The sequence below is a fragment of the Bacteroides mediterraneensis genome (assembly GCF_900128455.1).
Taxonomy (GTDB): Bacteria; Bacteroidota; Bacteroidia; order Bacteroidales; family Bacteroidaceae; genus Phocaeicola; species Phocaeicola mediterraneensis.
Map to the genome: position 1 here is coordinate 1011574 of NZ_LT635783.1, position 14326 is coordinate 1025899.

At 48.4% G+C, this 14326-nt stretch carries 12 protein-coding genes and 1 tRNA gene; 8 read left to right on the forward strand and 5 right to left on the reverse strand.

The features are described from left to right. Window position 1 precedes the first annotated feature (1 nt). From BQ7480_RS04030 to BQ7480_RS04045, 4 genes are all read left to right on the forward strand, one after another. Window positions 2-1843 (forward strand): peptidase U32 family protein, encoded by a 1842-nt coding sequence (locus BQ7480_RS04030; RefSeq protein ID WP_072541819.1) that lies wholly within the window; start codon window positions 2-4, stop codon window positions 1841-1843. Continuing rightward, window positions 1840-2796, forward strand: a complete 957-nt coding sequence (locus BQ7480_RS04035; protein ID WP_072541820.1) for an SH3 domain-containing protein — start codon at window positions 1840-1842, stop codon at window positions 2794-2796. Before BQ7480_RS04030 ends, BQ7480_RS04035 begins: the two co-directional genes overlap by 4 nt. Window positions 2797-2852: 56 nt before the next feature. Further along, window positions 2853-4496 (forward strand): ABC-F family ATP-binding cassette domain-containing protein, encoded by a 1644-nt coding sequence (locus BQ7480_RS04040; protein ID WP_072541821.1) that lies wholly within the window; start codon window positions 2853-2855, stop codon window positions 4494-4496. Window positions 4497-4619: 123 nt separating this feature from the next. Then, window positions 4620-4695, forward strand: a tRNA-Lys gene (locus tag BQ7480_RS04045). 57 nt (window positions 4696-4752) lie between these two features. Here BQ7480_RS04045 and BQ7480_RS04050 read toward each other — a convergent pair. Then, window positions 4753-5628: a copper resistance protein NlpE N-terminal domain-containing protein gene (locus tag BQ7480_RS04050; protein ID WP_139255704.1), complete on the reverse strand. Its 876-nt coding sequence runs from the start codon at window positions 5626-5628 to the stop codon at window positions 4753-4755. 367 nt (window positions 5629-5995) lie between these two features. Beyond that, window positions 5996-6859, reverse strand: coding sequence for a helix-turn-helix domain-containing protein (locus BQ7480_RS04055; RefSeq protein WP_072543889.1), 864 nt, complete (start codon window positions 6857-6859; stop codon window positions 5996-5998). Window positions 6860-6963: 104 nt separating this feature from the next. Between BQ7480_RS04055 and BQ7480_RS04060 the strand changes: the two genes are divergently transcribed. Beyond that, entirely contained in the window at window positions 6964-7779 is an 816-nt protein-coding gene (locus tag BQ7480_RS04060; RefSeq protein WP_022354286.1) for an SDR family oxidoreductase, read from the forward strand. A gap of 20 nt (window positions 7780-7799) precedes the next feature. Next, a complete protein-coding gene (gene uxuA / locus BQ7480_RS04065; protein WP_072541822.1) occupies window positions 7800-8981 on the forward strand; it encodes a mannonate dehydratase in 1182 nt (393 codons plus the stop codon). A gap of 1 nt (window position 8982) precedes the next feature. Here uxuA and BQ7480_RS04070 read toward each other — a convergent pair whose 3' ends face one another. Continuing rightward, window positions 8983-9819 (reverse strand): helix-turn-helix transcriptional regulator, encoded by an 837-nt coding sequence (locus BQ7480_RS04070; protein WP_072541823.1) that lies wholly within the window; start codon window positions 9817-9819, stop codon window positions 8983-8985. 143 nt (window positions 9820-9962) lie between these two features. On the opposite strand from BQ7480_RS04070, the gene BQ7480_RS04075 reads away from it, so the two are divergent. Both BQ7480_RS04075 and BQ7480_RS04080 read left to right on the forward strand, forming a co-directional pair. Continuing rightward, entirely contained in the window at window positions 9963-11156 is a 1194-nt protein-coding gene (locus BQ7480_RS04075; RefSeq protein WP_161946448.1) for a multidrug effflux MFS transporter, read from the forward strand. 185 nt (window positions 11157-11341) lie between these two features. Continuing rightward, the gene (locus BQ7480_RS04080; RefSeq protein ID WP_072541825.1) at window positions 11342-12127 is read left to right on the forward strand and encodes a Cof-type HAD-IIB family hydrolase; all 786 of its coding nucleotides are present in this window, start codon (window positions 11342-11344) and stop codon (window positions 12125-12127) included. A 343-nt stretch (window positions 12128-12470) separates the two neighbouring features. Here the strand turns inward: BQ7480_RS04080 and BQ7480_RS04085 are convergent, their stop codons facing one another. Then, on the reverse strand, window positions 12471-13481 hold the full coding sequence (locus tag BQ7480_RS04085) for a GGGtGRT protein (RefSeq protein ID WP_072541826.1): 1011 nt from the start codon (window positions 13479-13481) through the stop codon (window positions 12471-12473). A 17-nt stretch (window positions 13482-13498) separates the two neighbouring features. Then, the gene (locus BQ7480_RS04090; protein WP_022354280.1) at window positions 13499-14200 is read right to left on the reverse strand and encodes an iron-sulfur cluster assembly scaffold protein; all 702 of its coding nucleotides are present in this window, start codon (window positions 14198-14200) and stop codon (window positions 13499-13501) included. Window positions 14201-14326 lie beyond the last annotated feature (126 nt).

The following is a 14326-nucleotide window of genomic DNA, read 5'->3' on the forward strand; positions in this document are numbered from 1 at the left end:
AATGATCAGACAACGTCCTATCGAACTGCTTGCCCCGGCCAAGAACCTGGAGTGCGGCATGGAAGCTATCAACCACGGGGCCGATGCGGTATATATCGGTGCCCCGCGTTTCGGCGCACGTGCCGCTGCCGGCAACTCATTGGAAGACATTGAGGCCTTGGTGCGTTATGCCCATTTGTATCGCGTACGCATTTACGTGACTGTCAATACCATCCTGAAGGAAGAGGAACTGGCAGATACCGAGAAAATGATTTGGGATTTGTACCGGGTGGGGGTGGATGCCCTCATCGTGCAGGACATGGGAATCACCCGCCTGAATCTGCCCCCGATTCCGCTGCATGCCAGTACGCAGATGGACAACCGCACGCCGCAGAAAGTGAAATTTCTGGCCGAGGCCGGTTTCCGTCAAGTAGTATTAGCCCGTGAGCTGACGCTGGACGAGATTGCAAAGATTCATGCCGCCTGTCCGGATACGCCGCTGGAGGTATTCGTACACGGCGCCTTGTGCGTGAGCTACAGCGGACAGTGCTACGTGAGCCAGGCATGTTTCGGTCGCAGTGCCAACCGCGGAGAGTGTGCGCAGTTCTGCCGCCTGAGCTTCGACATGGTGGATGCAGACGGGAAAACGATTGCCCGCGGCAAGCACCTGCTTTCGCTGAAAGACATGAACCAGAGCGACAACCTGGAGGCCTTGCTGGATGCGGGCGCCTCTTCGCTGAAGATTGAGGGACGCTTGAAGGACGTGGCCTACGTGAAGAACGTGACCGCCTATTACCGTCAGAAGCTGGATGCTATCCTGAAGCGCCGGAAAGAATACGTGCGGGCTTCGTCCGGTACCGTCCGTCTGGCTTTCCGTCCGCAGCTGGACAAGAGTTTCAGTCGGGGATTTACCGATTATTTCCTGCACGGACGTACACCGGATATTTTCTCTTTCCATACGCCGAAGTCGTTGGGCGAGGAGATGGGCGTGGTGAAAGAAGTGCGCGGCAACTATTTCACGGTGGCCGGAGTGAAACCTTTCAGCAACGGCGACGGGCTCTGCTATTTGGACGAGCAAGGCAAGCTGCACGGTTTCCGGGTAAACCGGGTGGAGAACAACAAACTCTATCCGCAGGAGATGCCCCGTCTGCGTCCGAAGACCAAAATCTACCGTAACTTCGACCAGGAGTTTGAGCGGGTGATGCAGAAAAAATCAGCCGAACGTAAGATAGCCGTATCCATGCTGTTCGAAGAGAACAACTTCGGATTTACCCTGACCCTGACCGATGAAGACGATAACTGCATCAGCGTGACGCTGCCGGCAGAAAAGACACTGGCACGTACCCCTCAGGCTGAGAACCTGAAGAACCAGTTGGGCAAGCTGGGCAACACCCCGTTTGAGCTGGAGAAACTGGACATCTCCTTGTCGGCAGACTGGTTTGTACCTTCTTCTGCCTTGGCCGATTTGCGCCGGAATGCGGTGGAAAAGCTGCTGGAAGCCCGCCGCATCAATTATCCGCAGGAAAGGGTACGCTTCCCAAAAACCACGCATGCGTTTATCGTGGGCGACCTGACCTACCTGGGCAATGTGATGAATACGAAGGCACAGGCCTTCTATCACGACCACGGGGTGAAGCGCATCGAGCCTGCTTTTGAGAAAGAACCACGGACCGATGCTGTGCTGATGTTCTGCAAGCATTGCCTGCGCTACAGCATGGGCTGGTGTCCGGTACATCATAAGGTGAAATCGCCCTACAAGGAACCTTATTACTTGGTAAGTACGGACGGACGGCGATTCCGTCTGGATTTCGACTGTAAAGTCTGCCAGATGAAAGTGTCATTGGATAATCAGAAGTCAGAATGAAATACGCGGGATATATTCTAGGGGTGATTTGTTTGTTGTTGTGCGTGACGGCCTGCCATTACCGCACTTCCTTGTCTTCCACAGGAGAAAGAAATCCGAACGATTCGGTGGTGAAGGTGGTTAGGGAACGTCCGTATGCTTTGAACAGCAATTTCCGGGTCACGGCCGACACGCTTTGGCTTCATCAGCTCCCGTTGCTCGATTCCATTCCGGTGAAGGAGGGCGATGAACTGGTGGTAGCCGAGATTACCGCCCGTAAAGAAATGGAAGGCGACTCGGTGTGGGTGAAAGTGGCCCGCGACCAGGAAACCATCGGATGGGTTCCCGAGCGCCAGTTGCTGTCGCACATCGTCCCCGTAGACCCTATCTCCCGTTGCATCCACTTGTTCAGCAACTCCCATGCCCTGCCGTTCTTTCTGGTGCTGGCCGTGTTCTTCCTCTGCTTTGTGTACCGTGCCCTGCGGCGCAAGCAGATTAAGCTCATCTGGCTGAACGACATCGACAGTGTGTTTCCCATTACCCTGTCGTGGTTGATGGCCGCGGCAGCCACGTTGTATAACAGCATGCAGCATTTCGTGCCGGAAACCTGGGAGCGGTATTATTATGACCCTTCACTGAATCCCTTCGACCTGCCTTTCGTATTGGGACTGTTTGTACTCAGCGTGTTCCTTATCTTGTTGCTGGGGGTGGCCTTGTTGGACGACCTGTTTCATCAGACCGCGATGGAAGTGGCCTTTTTCTATCTGCTGGGGCTGGCTTCCTGCTGCATTTTCTTGTATATCTTTTTCACCTACTTGTGGGTGTATCTGGCCTATCTGGCATTCATCGCCTATTCCGTGTGGTGCGTCAGGCGCTTGCGCAAGGCCAACAGCTATCCCTACGCCTGTGGAGCCTGCGGTGCCAAGATGAGGTCGAAAGGCATTTGTCCGCACTGTGGCGCCTTGAATGAGTAATAATCCGCATAATTTTGTAATTTTGCACCTTTCAAAAATTTAAAACCCTACATAATATGATTAGTATAGATGGACTGACCGTGGAATTCGGAGGGACCACCTTGTTTAGTGACCTGAACTTTCAGATTAACGAAAAAGACCGTATTGCCCTGATGGGAAAAAATGGAGCCGGCAAATCTACGCTGCTGAAAATACTGGCCGGTGTGCGCCAGCCTACGCGGGGAAAAGTGACCGCTCCCAAGGACTGTGTGATTGCCTATCTGCCGCAGCACCTGATGACGGAAGACGGGCGGACGGTATTCGAAGAAGCCTCTCAGGCTTTTGCCCATCTGAAGGAGATGGAGGAAGAGATTGAGCGGATGAACAACGAACTGGCCACACGGACGGACTATGAAAGTGATTCCTATATGGCCCTGATAGAGAAAGTGGCCTCGATGAGCGAGAAGTTTTATGCCATCGACATGACACATTTCGAGGAAGACGTGGAGAAGGCTTTGTTGGGACTGGGCTTCCTGCGGGAAGATTTCAACCGTCCGACCAGCGATTTCAGCGGAGGGTGGCGGATGCGCATCGAGCTGGCCAAGCTGCTGCTCCAGAATCCGGATGTGTTGCTGCTGGACGAGCCGACCAATCACCTGGACATCGAATCCATCCAATGGCTGGAAGATTTCCTGATCAACAGTGCCAAGGCGGTGGTGGTCATCAGCCACGACCGGAAGTTTGTGGACAATATCACGACCCGTACCATCGAAGTGACCATGGGACGGATTTACGACTATAAGGTGAATTACTCCCAGTACTTGGTGCTGCGGAAGGAACGCCGTGAACAGCAGATGAAGCAATACGAAGAACAGCAGAAGATGATTCAGGAGACCAAGGACTTCATCGAACGTTTCAAGGGCACTTATAGCAAGACCTTGCAGGTGCAGAGCCGGGTGAAGATGCTGGAGAAGCTGGAACTGATTGAGGTGGACGAAGAAGATACCTCGGCCTTGCGCTTGAAATTTCCTCCTTCACCGCGTAGTGGAAACTATCCGGTCATCATGGAAGGAGTGGGAAAGACGTATGGCAACCACGTGGTGTTCAAGAATGCCAACCTCACCATTGAACGGGGCGACAAGGTGGCTTTTGTGGGAAAGAACGGAGAAGGTAAGTCTACCCTCGTGAAGTGCATCATGAATGAAATAGACTATGAAGGTACGCTGACGCTGGGCCATAACGTGCAGATTGGGTATTTTGCACAGAACCAGGCTTCGTTGCTAGACGAGAACCTGACGGTGTTTCAGACCATTGACGATGTGGCCAAGGGAGAAATCCGCAACAAAATCCGGGACTTGCTGGGAGCCTTCATGTTTGGCAGTCCGGAAGCCTCGATGAAGAAGGTCAAGGTGTTGTCGGGAGGAGAACGTACCCGTCTGGCCATGATCAAACTGTTGCTGGAGCCGGTCAACCTCTTGATTCTGGATGAGCCGACCAACCACTTGGACATGAAGACGAAGGATATCCTGAAACAGGCGTTGATGGATTTCGACGGTACCCTGATTGTGGTATCGCACGACCGTGATTTCTTGGACGGGCTGGTTACGAAGGTGTATGAGTTCGGTCACCAGCGTGTGAAGGAACACTTGTGTGGCATCTATGAGTTTTTGGAGACCAAGAAACTGGAAAGTCTGCAGGAATTGGAGCGTAAAAACGCCTGAAAAGGCCCTTTGGAAAGAAAAATCGGCTTTTTTGAGAAAAAAGTTTCCAAATGTTTTGCAGGTTTAAAATAAGTTACTACCTTTGCACTCGCAATCGGGAAATGACCGATGCGACAAAGGATTGATTCGCTAGCTCAGCAGGTAGAGCACAACACTTTTAATGTTGGGGTCTTGGGTTCGAGCCCCAAGCGGATCACCAAAGAGAGGCCTTCAGTTTTGAAGGCCTTTTCTTTTTTCGAGTTCAACATAAGGCGGCTCATTCCTCTTCCAGATATTGGTATTTTTTATGGTGAATGACCAGGGTAGCACGTCGGTCATTGTGGAGCTGCCATTCCGTTTCTCCGTCTGTATAGTTTGCGGTTTTGGCCGATGCCTCTGTCTGAGAGAGGGTATAGCAATGAGGAAGTGCCGGATGCAGCAGTTTTACAAGGGCCTGTTGGTCGTCGTTATAATAGATGACGTTCAGAAAGGCGGGTACCTCATTTTCTTTCTTTTCGTCGGCCAGCCGGTAGATGCAGTTGGTTGGACTGAGTTGGGTGAAAGTATAGGTAGCCGTATCATTTCTGAAAATGAACTCCTGAAAGGATGAAAGCTGCGGAACGGGCTGTGATAGTTTGACAGACTGTTCCGGACGGGTGTATTCGTTTACCGAATCGTTATGCAGGTTTAATTTCAGCTGGTATGTGTTGTTCTTGAAATGAAATTCTGCATATTGCTTGTCTTTCTGACTGTATAGTTTGATGGAGGCGTCTTCTCCACTTTGGTCTTCTTTTAATAACTGCGAGACATAGATTTCCGGCAGTTCATTTTGGTCTGAGATTTTTTTTAATGTCGTATGTTGGCATTGCAATTCATTGGAGAGGAGTGTGATTTGCATCTGATTGTCCAGATGGAGCTGTTTTCCTTTTTGTTCGATATTCCCGCGGGTGACGAATGTCTCAGGTTCTGCAATGTATTTTTCGAGAAGTTCATACTGGTCGCCGTTGATGGCCAGCATGACATAAATTCCCGGACAGTCTGCGGCAGGAAGTATGCCCTCATAGATTCCGTCGTTTGTATGAGGAGTTTGGCATGACCCTAGCAGAAAGGCTAGGCTTCCCATGAATGAGGGAAAGATGTGATTTGTTTTCATGAGGTGATTTTTTTAATGTATAGTTATTGAAATAAAATGAATGTTCTAGTCTGGTTTAGTTATTAGGATAGGTGGTGAGGAATGTGACGCCTGTAGAGGAAAAATTGTGTTTTTGAAGAATGCGGATGAGGTGATTTTTTATCGTTTATCAGTTGTTTAGCTGTTTGTTTAATATAATAATAGAAACAAACAAACGTAGAAAAAGTTCATGAGAGAGAAGCGTGGGAGAAAACGCAAGTGCGTTTCAATCAAAACTCTTTGGTGTTTTGTCTCAAACGCAAGTGCGTTTTACTTGAAACGTAAGTGCGTTTTTCAGAAAGGTTCTGACAATTGTTGCTATTGTGTCATTGTGTTGATTCATAGTGTGTTATAAAAGTCTTCTGCGGTAGGCGGTGGGACTCATCCCCATGTGGCTTTTGAAGCAACGGTTGAAATGGGTAATTGACTCAAATCCGCATTCCAGACTGATTTCAGCGATGTTCCATCGCTCGTTCAGCAGGAGTTTGCAGGCATAGCCTATCCGCATGTCTGTGAGGTGCTGCTTGTAGGTCTTGCCCGTATTCGTCTTGAAAAAACGGCAGAAGGCGGTAGGATTCATGGCTGCATAAGAAGCTATGTCTTCCAGCCGGAGATTTTGTGTGTAATGCGTGTTGAGGAACGCCATGACCTTTTCTATTTTCCGTCCGTTGAATTGGGAAGGCATCGGATGATAGACAGGCGATGAAATCTGTCTGTAGGAAGACAGGTGTGTCAATGCATCCAGCAGTTGGAGAAACTCAATAATCTGACCGGCTCCACGCTGTGACGGAATGCGTTTGAGTGTTTCCGGAATCTCCGGGTAATCGGTGAGAGAATAAAGTAATCCTCTTTGGGACTCTTCCAGCAGGCGGTTGATTGCCTGGAACTGGCTGTAGTGGGAAAAGGCGTATTGCATGAAATCTTTTTCGAACTGGATGATGACCCCGTTTACTCTCAGTTCTTCTTGCTGTATATATTCCGGCGGGTTTTCCACATAATGCGGAAGATTGGCGCCCAGCAGAAAAAGTGACTGGTCGTTGAAATCGGTCATTCCGTCTCCAATCATTCCCTGTCCATATCCTTTTTCTATGTAGATGATTTCGAACTCGCTGTGGAAATGCCAAGGATAGGTGAAACGTTTGTAATCGTAGTACCGTGCTTTAAGCGGGTTGGTATCCGAAATGTCCAGTTGTTCGTTGAGTATCTTTTTCATGGTGAACGTAATAATGGCAAAGTTACGCAAATAACCTGCAAAAATCGGTGAATTTGGGTGTTTATTTCTCCTCTAACTTTGTGGCAGATTAAAATCTGTAAGTTATGAACAATCTGTTTGATGTATCCGGACGTGTAGCCGTAGTTACGGGTGGTTCCGGGGTATTGGGAAGTAATATATCCGAAGGTCTGCTGAAGGCCGGAGCAAAGGTGGCTGTGATTGGGGCACATCCCGACCATGTGGAGGAAGCTGTGGAAAGATTGAGGCAGACGGGAGGCGAAGTGTATGGCTTTACCTGCAATGTGCTCGATATGGACAGCTTGCGGAAAGTGAAGGACGAGGTGTTGGCACAATGGGGAAGGGTGGATATTCTGGTCAATGCGGCAGGAGGAAACATTCCCGGAGGTACGCTGACCGAAAGCCAGCATGTGTTCGACATGAAAGTGGAGGATTTGAATAAAGTGCTTGATTTGAACTTGAACGGAACGGTGTATCCTTGTCTGGTGTTTGGAGAAGTGATGGCAGCACAGAAGAGTGGTAGCATTGTAAATGTGTCCTCCATGGCGGCGTGCGAAGCCATTACCCGGGTGCCGGGATATTCCATGGCCAAAAGCGCGGTGGAGAACTTCACCCGTTGGATGGCCCAAGAAATGGCCCTTAAATTCAGCGAGAAAATCCGGGTCAATGCCATTGCTCCTGGTTTCTTTATCGGCAACCAGAACCGGGCCGTGCTGATTAATCCGGATGGTTCACTCACGGAACGCAGCCGGAAGGTCATTGCCAAAACTCCAATGAGGCGTTTTGGGGATATTTCAGAGCTTAATGGAGCCGTACAGTTCTTGTGCAGTGAAGCAGCCAGTTTCATCACAGGCGTGACGTTGCCCGTAGACGGCGGATTCAGTTCATTCAGTGGAGTTTAAAAACGGTCGGAGGGAAAAAGATGGAAAAGACATGGCGATGGTTTGGAAAGAAAGACCCTATCACACTTTCCATGCTCCGGCAGATAGGAGTGGAAGGGATTGTCACGGCCCTGCATGAGGTACCTAACGGGGAAATCTGGACGGTGGAAGCCATCCAGGACTTGAAAGCCTACATAGAGTCGTATGGATTGAGGTGGTCGGTCGTAGAAAGTCTTCCCGTGTGTGAAGCCATCAAATATGGTGGCCCGCAACGGAATCGGTTGATTGAAAACTACAAAACCAGTCTGGCCAACCTGGGTATGTGTGGCGTGAAAACCGTTTGTTATAATTTCATGCCGGTTATCGACTGGATACGTACGGATTTGCATTATGCATTGCCTGACGGAAGCACGTCGCTTTATTTCAATCGCATACGTTTTGCTTATTTCGATTTGAAAATCCTGCGCCGGGAAGGAGCGGAACAAGATTATACTCCGGAAGAATTGCAGGAAGTGGCCGAACTGGACCAGCATATCACGGCGGCAGAAAAAGCCGAGCTGATTGATACGATTATCGTCAAGACCCAAGGATTCATCGATGGGAACATTCAGGAAGGGGAACCTTATCCGGTTCGCAAGTTCCGTGAATTGCTGGCTCTATATAAAGGTATAGACCGGCAGCGGTTGAGAGAAAATTTGCGTACGTTTCTGGAGGCGGTGATGCCCGTGTGCGATACCTACGGAGTGAACTTGTGCATTCATCCCGATGACCCTCCTTTCCAGGTGCTGGGTTTACCTCGCATTGTGACGGACGAACCCGACATTGAGTGGCTGTTGCAGGCGGTAGATAATCCGCATAACGGACTGACCTTCTGTGCCGGCTCCCTGAGTTCCGGCAGTCAGAACGATACCCGTGAACTGGCCCACCGTTTTGCCCGAAGAACCCATTTTGTCCATCTGCGCAGTACGGAGATTTTACCAAGAGGAGATTTTAGGGAAACGTCTCATTTAGCCGGAAGAGGACAGCTGCTCGACCTGATTCGCATCTTCGAGAAAGAGAATCCCGGACTTCCCATGCGGGTAGACCATGGACGTACGATGCTGGGAGATGAAAAGGAAGGGTATAATCCCGGGTATTCTTTCCACGGGCGCATGCTGGCGCTGGCCCAGGTGGAAGGCATGATGGCCGCTGTCCGTGACGAGATGAAGCGGGGACTGATATAATTTAATTTTGTTTCAGGGCTCGGAAAGCCTTTGGGGCGATGCCGGTATTCTTTTTAAAGAAGCGGCTCAGGTAGGACGAGTCGGGAAAGTGGCAGAGGGAAGCAATCTCGGCAATCGACAAAGCCGGGTTGTTGAGCAACACCTTCAGCTCGGCTGTCAGCTGTTCGTCAATGAGTGCCTTGGGTGTTTTTCCGTTGGAAAACGACAAGGTTATTTCATTCAAGTAGCGTGGAGAGATGCAAAGCTGTTCAGCATAGAAAGACACTTGGTGCATCTGTGCCGCGTGCTCATGAATGAGGTGCATGAATTTATGAAACAAAAGTTGTTTCCGGGTGTACGACTCAGCTTTCGATACGTATGTGTCGGGAATGGAACTGAAAATCCACATGAGCATGCTTTGCAGGAAGTTCAGTTCCAGCCGTTCGCGGAATGCAGGTGAAGGCCGGCTGAAGAGTAGCTGGGCCATGTCAATCCACAGGGTGACATTCTTCCAGCTTTCTTCTCCATGGTCGTATTGTGGGAATTCCCTCATGTAATTAAAATAGGTCGTATCGAGGGAAATGGCGGCTTGTAGAAATATCTTTTTGGGGTAGAGCAGCAGACGTACGTGGAAGTTGTCCGAGGCTTCCATCAGTTGCATGATGCTTCCTCCCCAGAAAATAAGTTCCGACATTTCCCGAAGATGAAACTGCTGGGCTCCTGTAGAGAGAATGCACGTTCCGCAGGTACACAATATCTGTACGCCACAGTTGAAGTGGAGGGGAGAGGGCCGGAGAAAGTCCAGGTTCCCTTCATCGTAGTGGATTCCGTTGAGGGATGACAAGAGTGAAATATCCATGAGGAAGTATTTTTATGAAACAAAAATAGCCTTTTTTCTCGGAATAAAATTCATTTTGTGCGGTTTTTGAAAAGTTTTGTACGGCAAAAGGTATGATATGGCCTTTGGATAATTACTAATTTTGCAGCGTTTTAAAAACAAGCATTATGACAAGAAAAAATTCGCAATTGTTTATTCTCGTATTTTTAGGGGTACTGACTGCTTTCGGGCCTTTTGTAACCGACATGTATTTGCCTACTTTGCCTGCCATGACAGGCTTTTTCCATACCACTTCCTCACAGGTGCAGCTGGGACTGACGGCCAGCATGATCGGGCTGGCTGTGGGACAGCTTTTCTTCGGACCACTCAGCGACAAGTATGGCCGTCGTTGTCCGCTGATTATCGCCATGTGTCTGTTTTTACTGGCCACGTTGGGTTGCCTGTATTCCCGCACCATCATGCAGTTCGTGGGCTGGCGGTTGATTCAGGGAATGGCGGGTGCCGGAGGTATCGTCATTTCCCGCTCTATCGCAGCCGATAAATATTCCGGCAGGGAGTTGGCAAAGATGCTGGCCATTATCGGAGCCATCAACGGGGTTGCTCCGGTGGCCGCTCCGATTGCTGGAGGCGGTATGGCCGACAGTGTGGGGTGGCACGGTATTTTCTGGGTATTGTTCGGGCTGGGTGTTATCCTGTTGGCCGGAAGTCTGCATTTCACGGATTCCTTGCCGGCTGTCCGTCGGCAGAATGCGCGTTGGAGCGATGTCTATAAGAGTTTCCTCACTGTCATTCAGAACCGTCGGTACGTGTGCTACATTTTTCAGTTTGGTTTTGCGCAGGGAGTGATGTTTGCCAATATCTCTTCTGCTCCCTTTATCATGCAGCAGCATTATGGCTTTTCTCCTTTGATGTTCAGCCTTTGTTTTGGCATCAATGCCATTGCCATTGTGATTTCTGCGGCTGCATCGGTCAAGTTTGCCCATTCGGAACAGGCGTTGTACCGGGGAAGTGTGGGAATGGTCATTGCCTCTTTCTTTCTCTGTATTGCGCTTTGTACCAATTGTCCTTTCTGGGTTTACGAGGTCTTGCTGCTTTGTCTGCTTTCCATGCTGGGGCTGACTTTCACCGCCTCCAACACGTTGGCAATGGATAGTGAACGGGAAAATGCCGGTATGGCTTCGGCTTTGCTGGGAGCGCTGGGCTTTGCTTTTGGCGGTATTGTCTCTCCATTGGTAGGACTGGGCAATATCATGGTATCCACCGGGATTATGTTTTTTGTCGGTTCTGTCTGTGCGCTGGTGTGTACACGTATCGCACTTCGCCGGGCTTTCTCACTGGCACAGTATTACCGGAAATAATTTTTTACATTGTTTTCTGTGAAGAATCTTTTATTTCGTATTCTATGCGATAAAAATCAGTTAGATAATTATCATATTGGGATAATTTTATCAAAATGGCAGTAATCTCAGGTGAAAACGTGGTCATGAAGCACTTTGGCTTTTGTATCTTTGTCGCAATTATCATTTTGAATATAGGTTAAGCTATGATAAAAGCATTGTTTTTTGACATTGACGGCACTTTGGTCAGCTTTCAGACCCACCGGATACCTGATTCTACGGTGCAGGCCATCCGGCAGGCAAAGAAACTGGGTATCCAAGTGTTCATTTCTACCGGACGTCCGTTTTCCCTCATTAATAATCTTCAGGAAATCAGTGAACTGATAGATGGATACATTACGGTAAATGGCGCATATTGTTTCATTGGCAAACAGGTGATATCCTGCAGTCCGATTCCGGAAGAAGATGTGCGTACCCTTATCCGGCAGTCTGATGAGATGAACTTCGCTTGTATGGTGGTAGGGGAGAAAGACCTGATAATGTATAACAGTAATGAGAAAGTGGACTACATTTTCCGGCAGATGCTGAATGTGCACGGCATGAAGGAAAGCCGTTCGCTTGACTCCTTGTGGGCATACCCTATTCTTCAATTGACGCCGGTCATTTCGGAAGAGGAGGAACGGCGAATCATGCCTCTTCTTCCTCATTGCGTATCCAGTCGATGGTATCCCGATTTTGCCGATATTACGGCACAAGGTACGGATAAAGGCAGAGGACTGAGGGCCTTCATGGCTTTTCTGGGGCTGAAAAAGGAAGAAACCATGGCCTTTGGTGACGGAGGCAACGACATTCCGATTGTTCGGGAGGCTGGAATCGGCGTGGCCATGGGTAATGCGAATGAATCGTTGAAAGCCATAGCGGATTACGTGACAGCCTGTGTGGATGAAGAGGGCATCCGGAAAGCTTTGGAACATTTTGTCTTTCAAGCCTGATATTAGTTCCTCAGATTTCTTGATTCCGGAATGGGTGTTGAAGGGAAAATGGATAAAGCAGCTCACTATTTGAAAATGGCAAATTGGGCTGCAAATGGGCTGCAAAAATCACTTTTTTAAAGCTAAACTAAGCGGTAGTAGACCTGTTTTATGCTTGCCTGAAATAGACTTTGGAGAGAACAGATTTCAGCTTTATTATAGCCTTGTTCTTCTTCTTGATTAATAAGATAGGACATCATAAGATGAGGCTATTAAAGTGTTCATTAATATAATCTACTACAAACAAAAAAACTCCTGCAATCATTTAGATTACAGGAGTTTATTATATTGAATCAAGTATAAATTACTTATTCAAAGCCAAAGCTACGTTTACAGCGCAAGCTACTGTACATCCTACCATCGGGTTGTTACCGATACCCAGGAATCCCATCATTTCTACGTGAGCAGGAACTGATGAAGAACCAGCGAACTGTGCGTCTGAGTGCATACGGCCCATAGTATCTGTCATACCGTAAGAAGCAGGACCTGCAGCCATGTTATCCGGGTGAAGTGTACGACCTGTACCACCACCTGAAGCTACTGAGAAGTAAGGTTTACCAGCAAGAACACGTTCTTTCTTGTAAGTACCTGCAACCGGATGCTGGAAACGAGTCGGGTTAGTAGAGTTACCTGTGATAGATACATCTACATTTTCGTGCCACATGATAGCTACACCTTCACGTACATCGTCTGCACCGTAGCATTTTACTTTTGCACGAGGACCGTCTGAATACGGAGTTTCTTTTACGATGTTCAAATCACCTGTGAAGTAATCGAACTTAGTCTGAACGTAAGTAAATCCGTTGATACGAGAGATAATCATCGCAGCGTCTTTACCCAGACCGTTCAAGATGCAACGCAACGGGTTCTTACGAACTTTGTTGGCCATTTCTGCAATCTTGATAGCACCTTCTGCAGCAGCGAATGATTCGTGGCCTGCCAAGAAAGCGAAGCACTGAGTTTCTTCACGGAGCAGACGAGCTGCCAGGTTACCATGACCCAAACCTACTTTACGGTCATCGGCTACTGAACCCGGAATACAGAAAGCCTGCAAACCGATACCGATTGCTTCTGCAGCGTCGGCAGCGTTTTTGCAACCTTTTTTCAGTGCGATGGCACAACCTACTACGTATGCCCATTTAGCATTCTCGAAGCAGATACCCTGAGTTTCCTGACAAGTCAGATACGGATCAAGGCCGGCTGCGTCACAGATTGCGTTAGCTTCTTCAATGTCTTTGATACCGTTTTCATTCAAAGCAGCCAAAATCTGCTTGATACGACGGTCCTGACTTTCAAACTGTACTGGTCTAATCATAATCTGTATCCTCCTTATTATTCTTTACGTGGGTCAATATATTTAACTGCGCCTTGTTCGGGTTTGAAGCGTCCGTAAGTTCCGGTAACAGCTTTCAATGCTTCGTTTGCATCTACACCCTTCTTGATCTGTTCCATGAATTTACCCATGTGAACAAATTCGTAACCGATTACCTGGTTGTCTTTGTCCAAAGCCATACGAGTGATGTAACCCTCAGTCAATTCCAAGTAACGAGTACCTTTTGCTTTTGTACCATACAGAGTACCAGTCTGGCTGCGGAGTCCTTTACCCAAGTCTTCCAAGCCTGCACCAATCATCAAACCGCCTTCAGAGAAAGCTGACTGAGTACGACCGTAAACAATCTGCAGGAACAATTCACGCATTGCGGTGTTGATGGCATCGCAAACCAAGTCTGTATTCAGTGCTTCCAGAATTGTCTTACCCGGCAGAATTTCAGAAGCCATAGCGGCTGAGTGAGTCATACCTGAGCAACCGATTGTTTCTACCAGACATTCTTCGATTACACCTTCTTTGACGTTCAAAGTCAGTTTACAAGCACCCTGCTGTGGAGCACACCATCCCACACCATGAGTTAAACCTGAAATGTCTTTGATTTCTTTTGCTTGAATCCATTTTCCTTCTTCAGGAATTGGGGCCGGACCGTGGTTAGGTCCTTTAGCAACACAACACATGTGTTCAACTTCATGTGAATAAATCATATTCTTTACGTTTTATTGGTAATAAAAAATAAGTATTTCGTAAACCACGAATTATGGAATTTCTTCCTTAATCCGAACGCAAAGTTAGTCGTTTTATTTCGTTCTGCAACGTGCGAAACCAAACTT

Excerpts from the sequence above, each read along its gene's own strand:
- BQ7480_RS04050 (WP_139255704.1), bottom strand. The coding sequence starts at position 5,628 with ATGAAAACAAATCACATCTTTCCCTCATTCATGGGAAGCCTAGCCTTT.
- BQ7480_RS04055 (WP_072543889.1), bottom strand. The coding sequence starts at position 6,859 with ATGAAAAAGATACTCAACGAACAACTGGACATTTCGGATACCAACCCG.
- BQ7480_RS04085 (WP_072541826.1), bottom strand. The coding sequence starts at position 13,481 with ATGATTAGACCAGTACAGTTTGAAAGTCAGGACCGTCGTATCAAGCAG.
- BQ7480_RS04030 (WP_072541819.1), top strand. The coding sequence starts at position 2 with ATGATCAGACAACGTCCTATCGAACTGCTTGCCCCGGCCAAGAACCTG.
- BQ7480_RS04060 (WP_022354286.1), top strand. The coding sequence starts at position 6,964 with ATGAACAATCTGTTTGATGTATCCGGACGTGTAGCCGTAGTTACGGGT.
- BQ7480_RS04040 (WP_072541821.1), top strand. The coding sequence starts at position 2,853 with ATGATTAGTATAGATGGACTGACCGTGGAATTCGGAGGGACCACCTTG.
- BQ7480_RS04035 (WP_072541820.1), top strand. The coding sequence starts at position 1,840 with ATGAAATACGCGGGATATATTCTAGGGGTGATTTGTTTGTTGTTGTGC.
- uxuA (WP_072541822.1), top strand. The coding sequence starts at position 7,800 with ATGGAAAAGACATGGCGATGGTTTGGAAAGAAAGACCCTATCACACTT.
- BQ7480_RS04070 (WP_072541823.1), bottom strand. The coding sequence starts at position 9,819 with ATGGATATTTCACTCTTGTCATCCCTCAACGGAATCCACTACGATGAA.
- BQ7480_RS04080 (WP_072541825.1), top strand. The coding sequence starts at position 11,342 with ATGATAAAAGCATTGTTTTTTGACATTGACGGCACTTTGGTCAGCTTT.
- BQ7480_RS04090 (WP_022354280.1), bottom strand. The coding sequence starts at position 14,200 with ATGATTTATTCACATGAAGTTGAACACATGTGTTGTGTTGCTAAAGGA.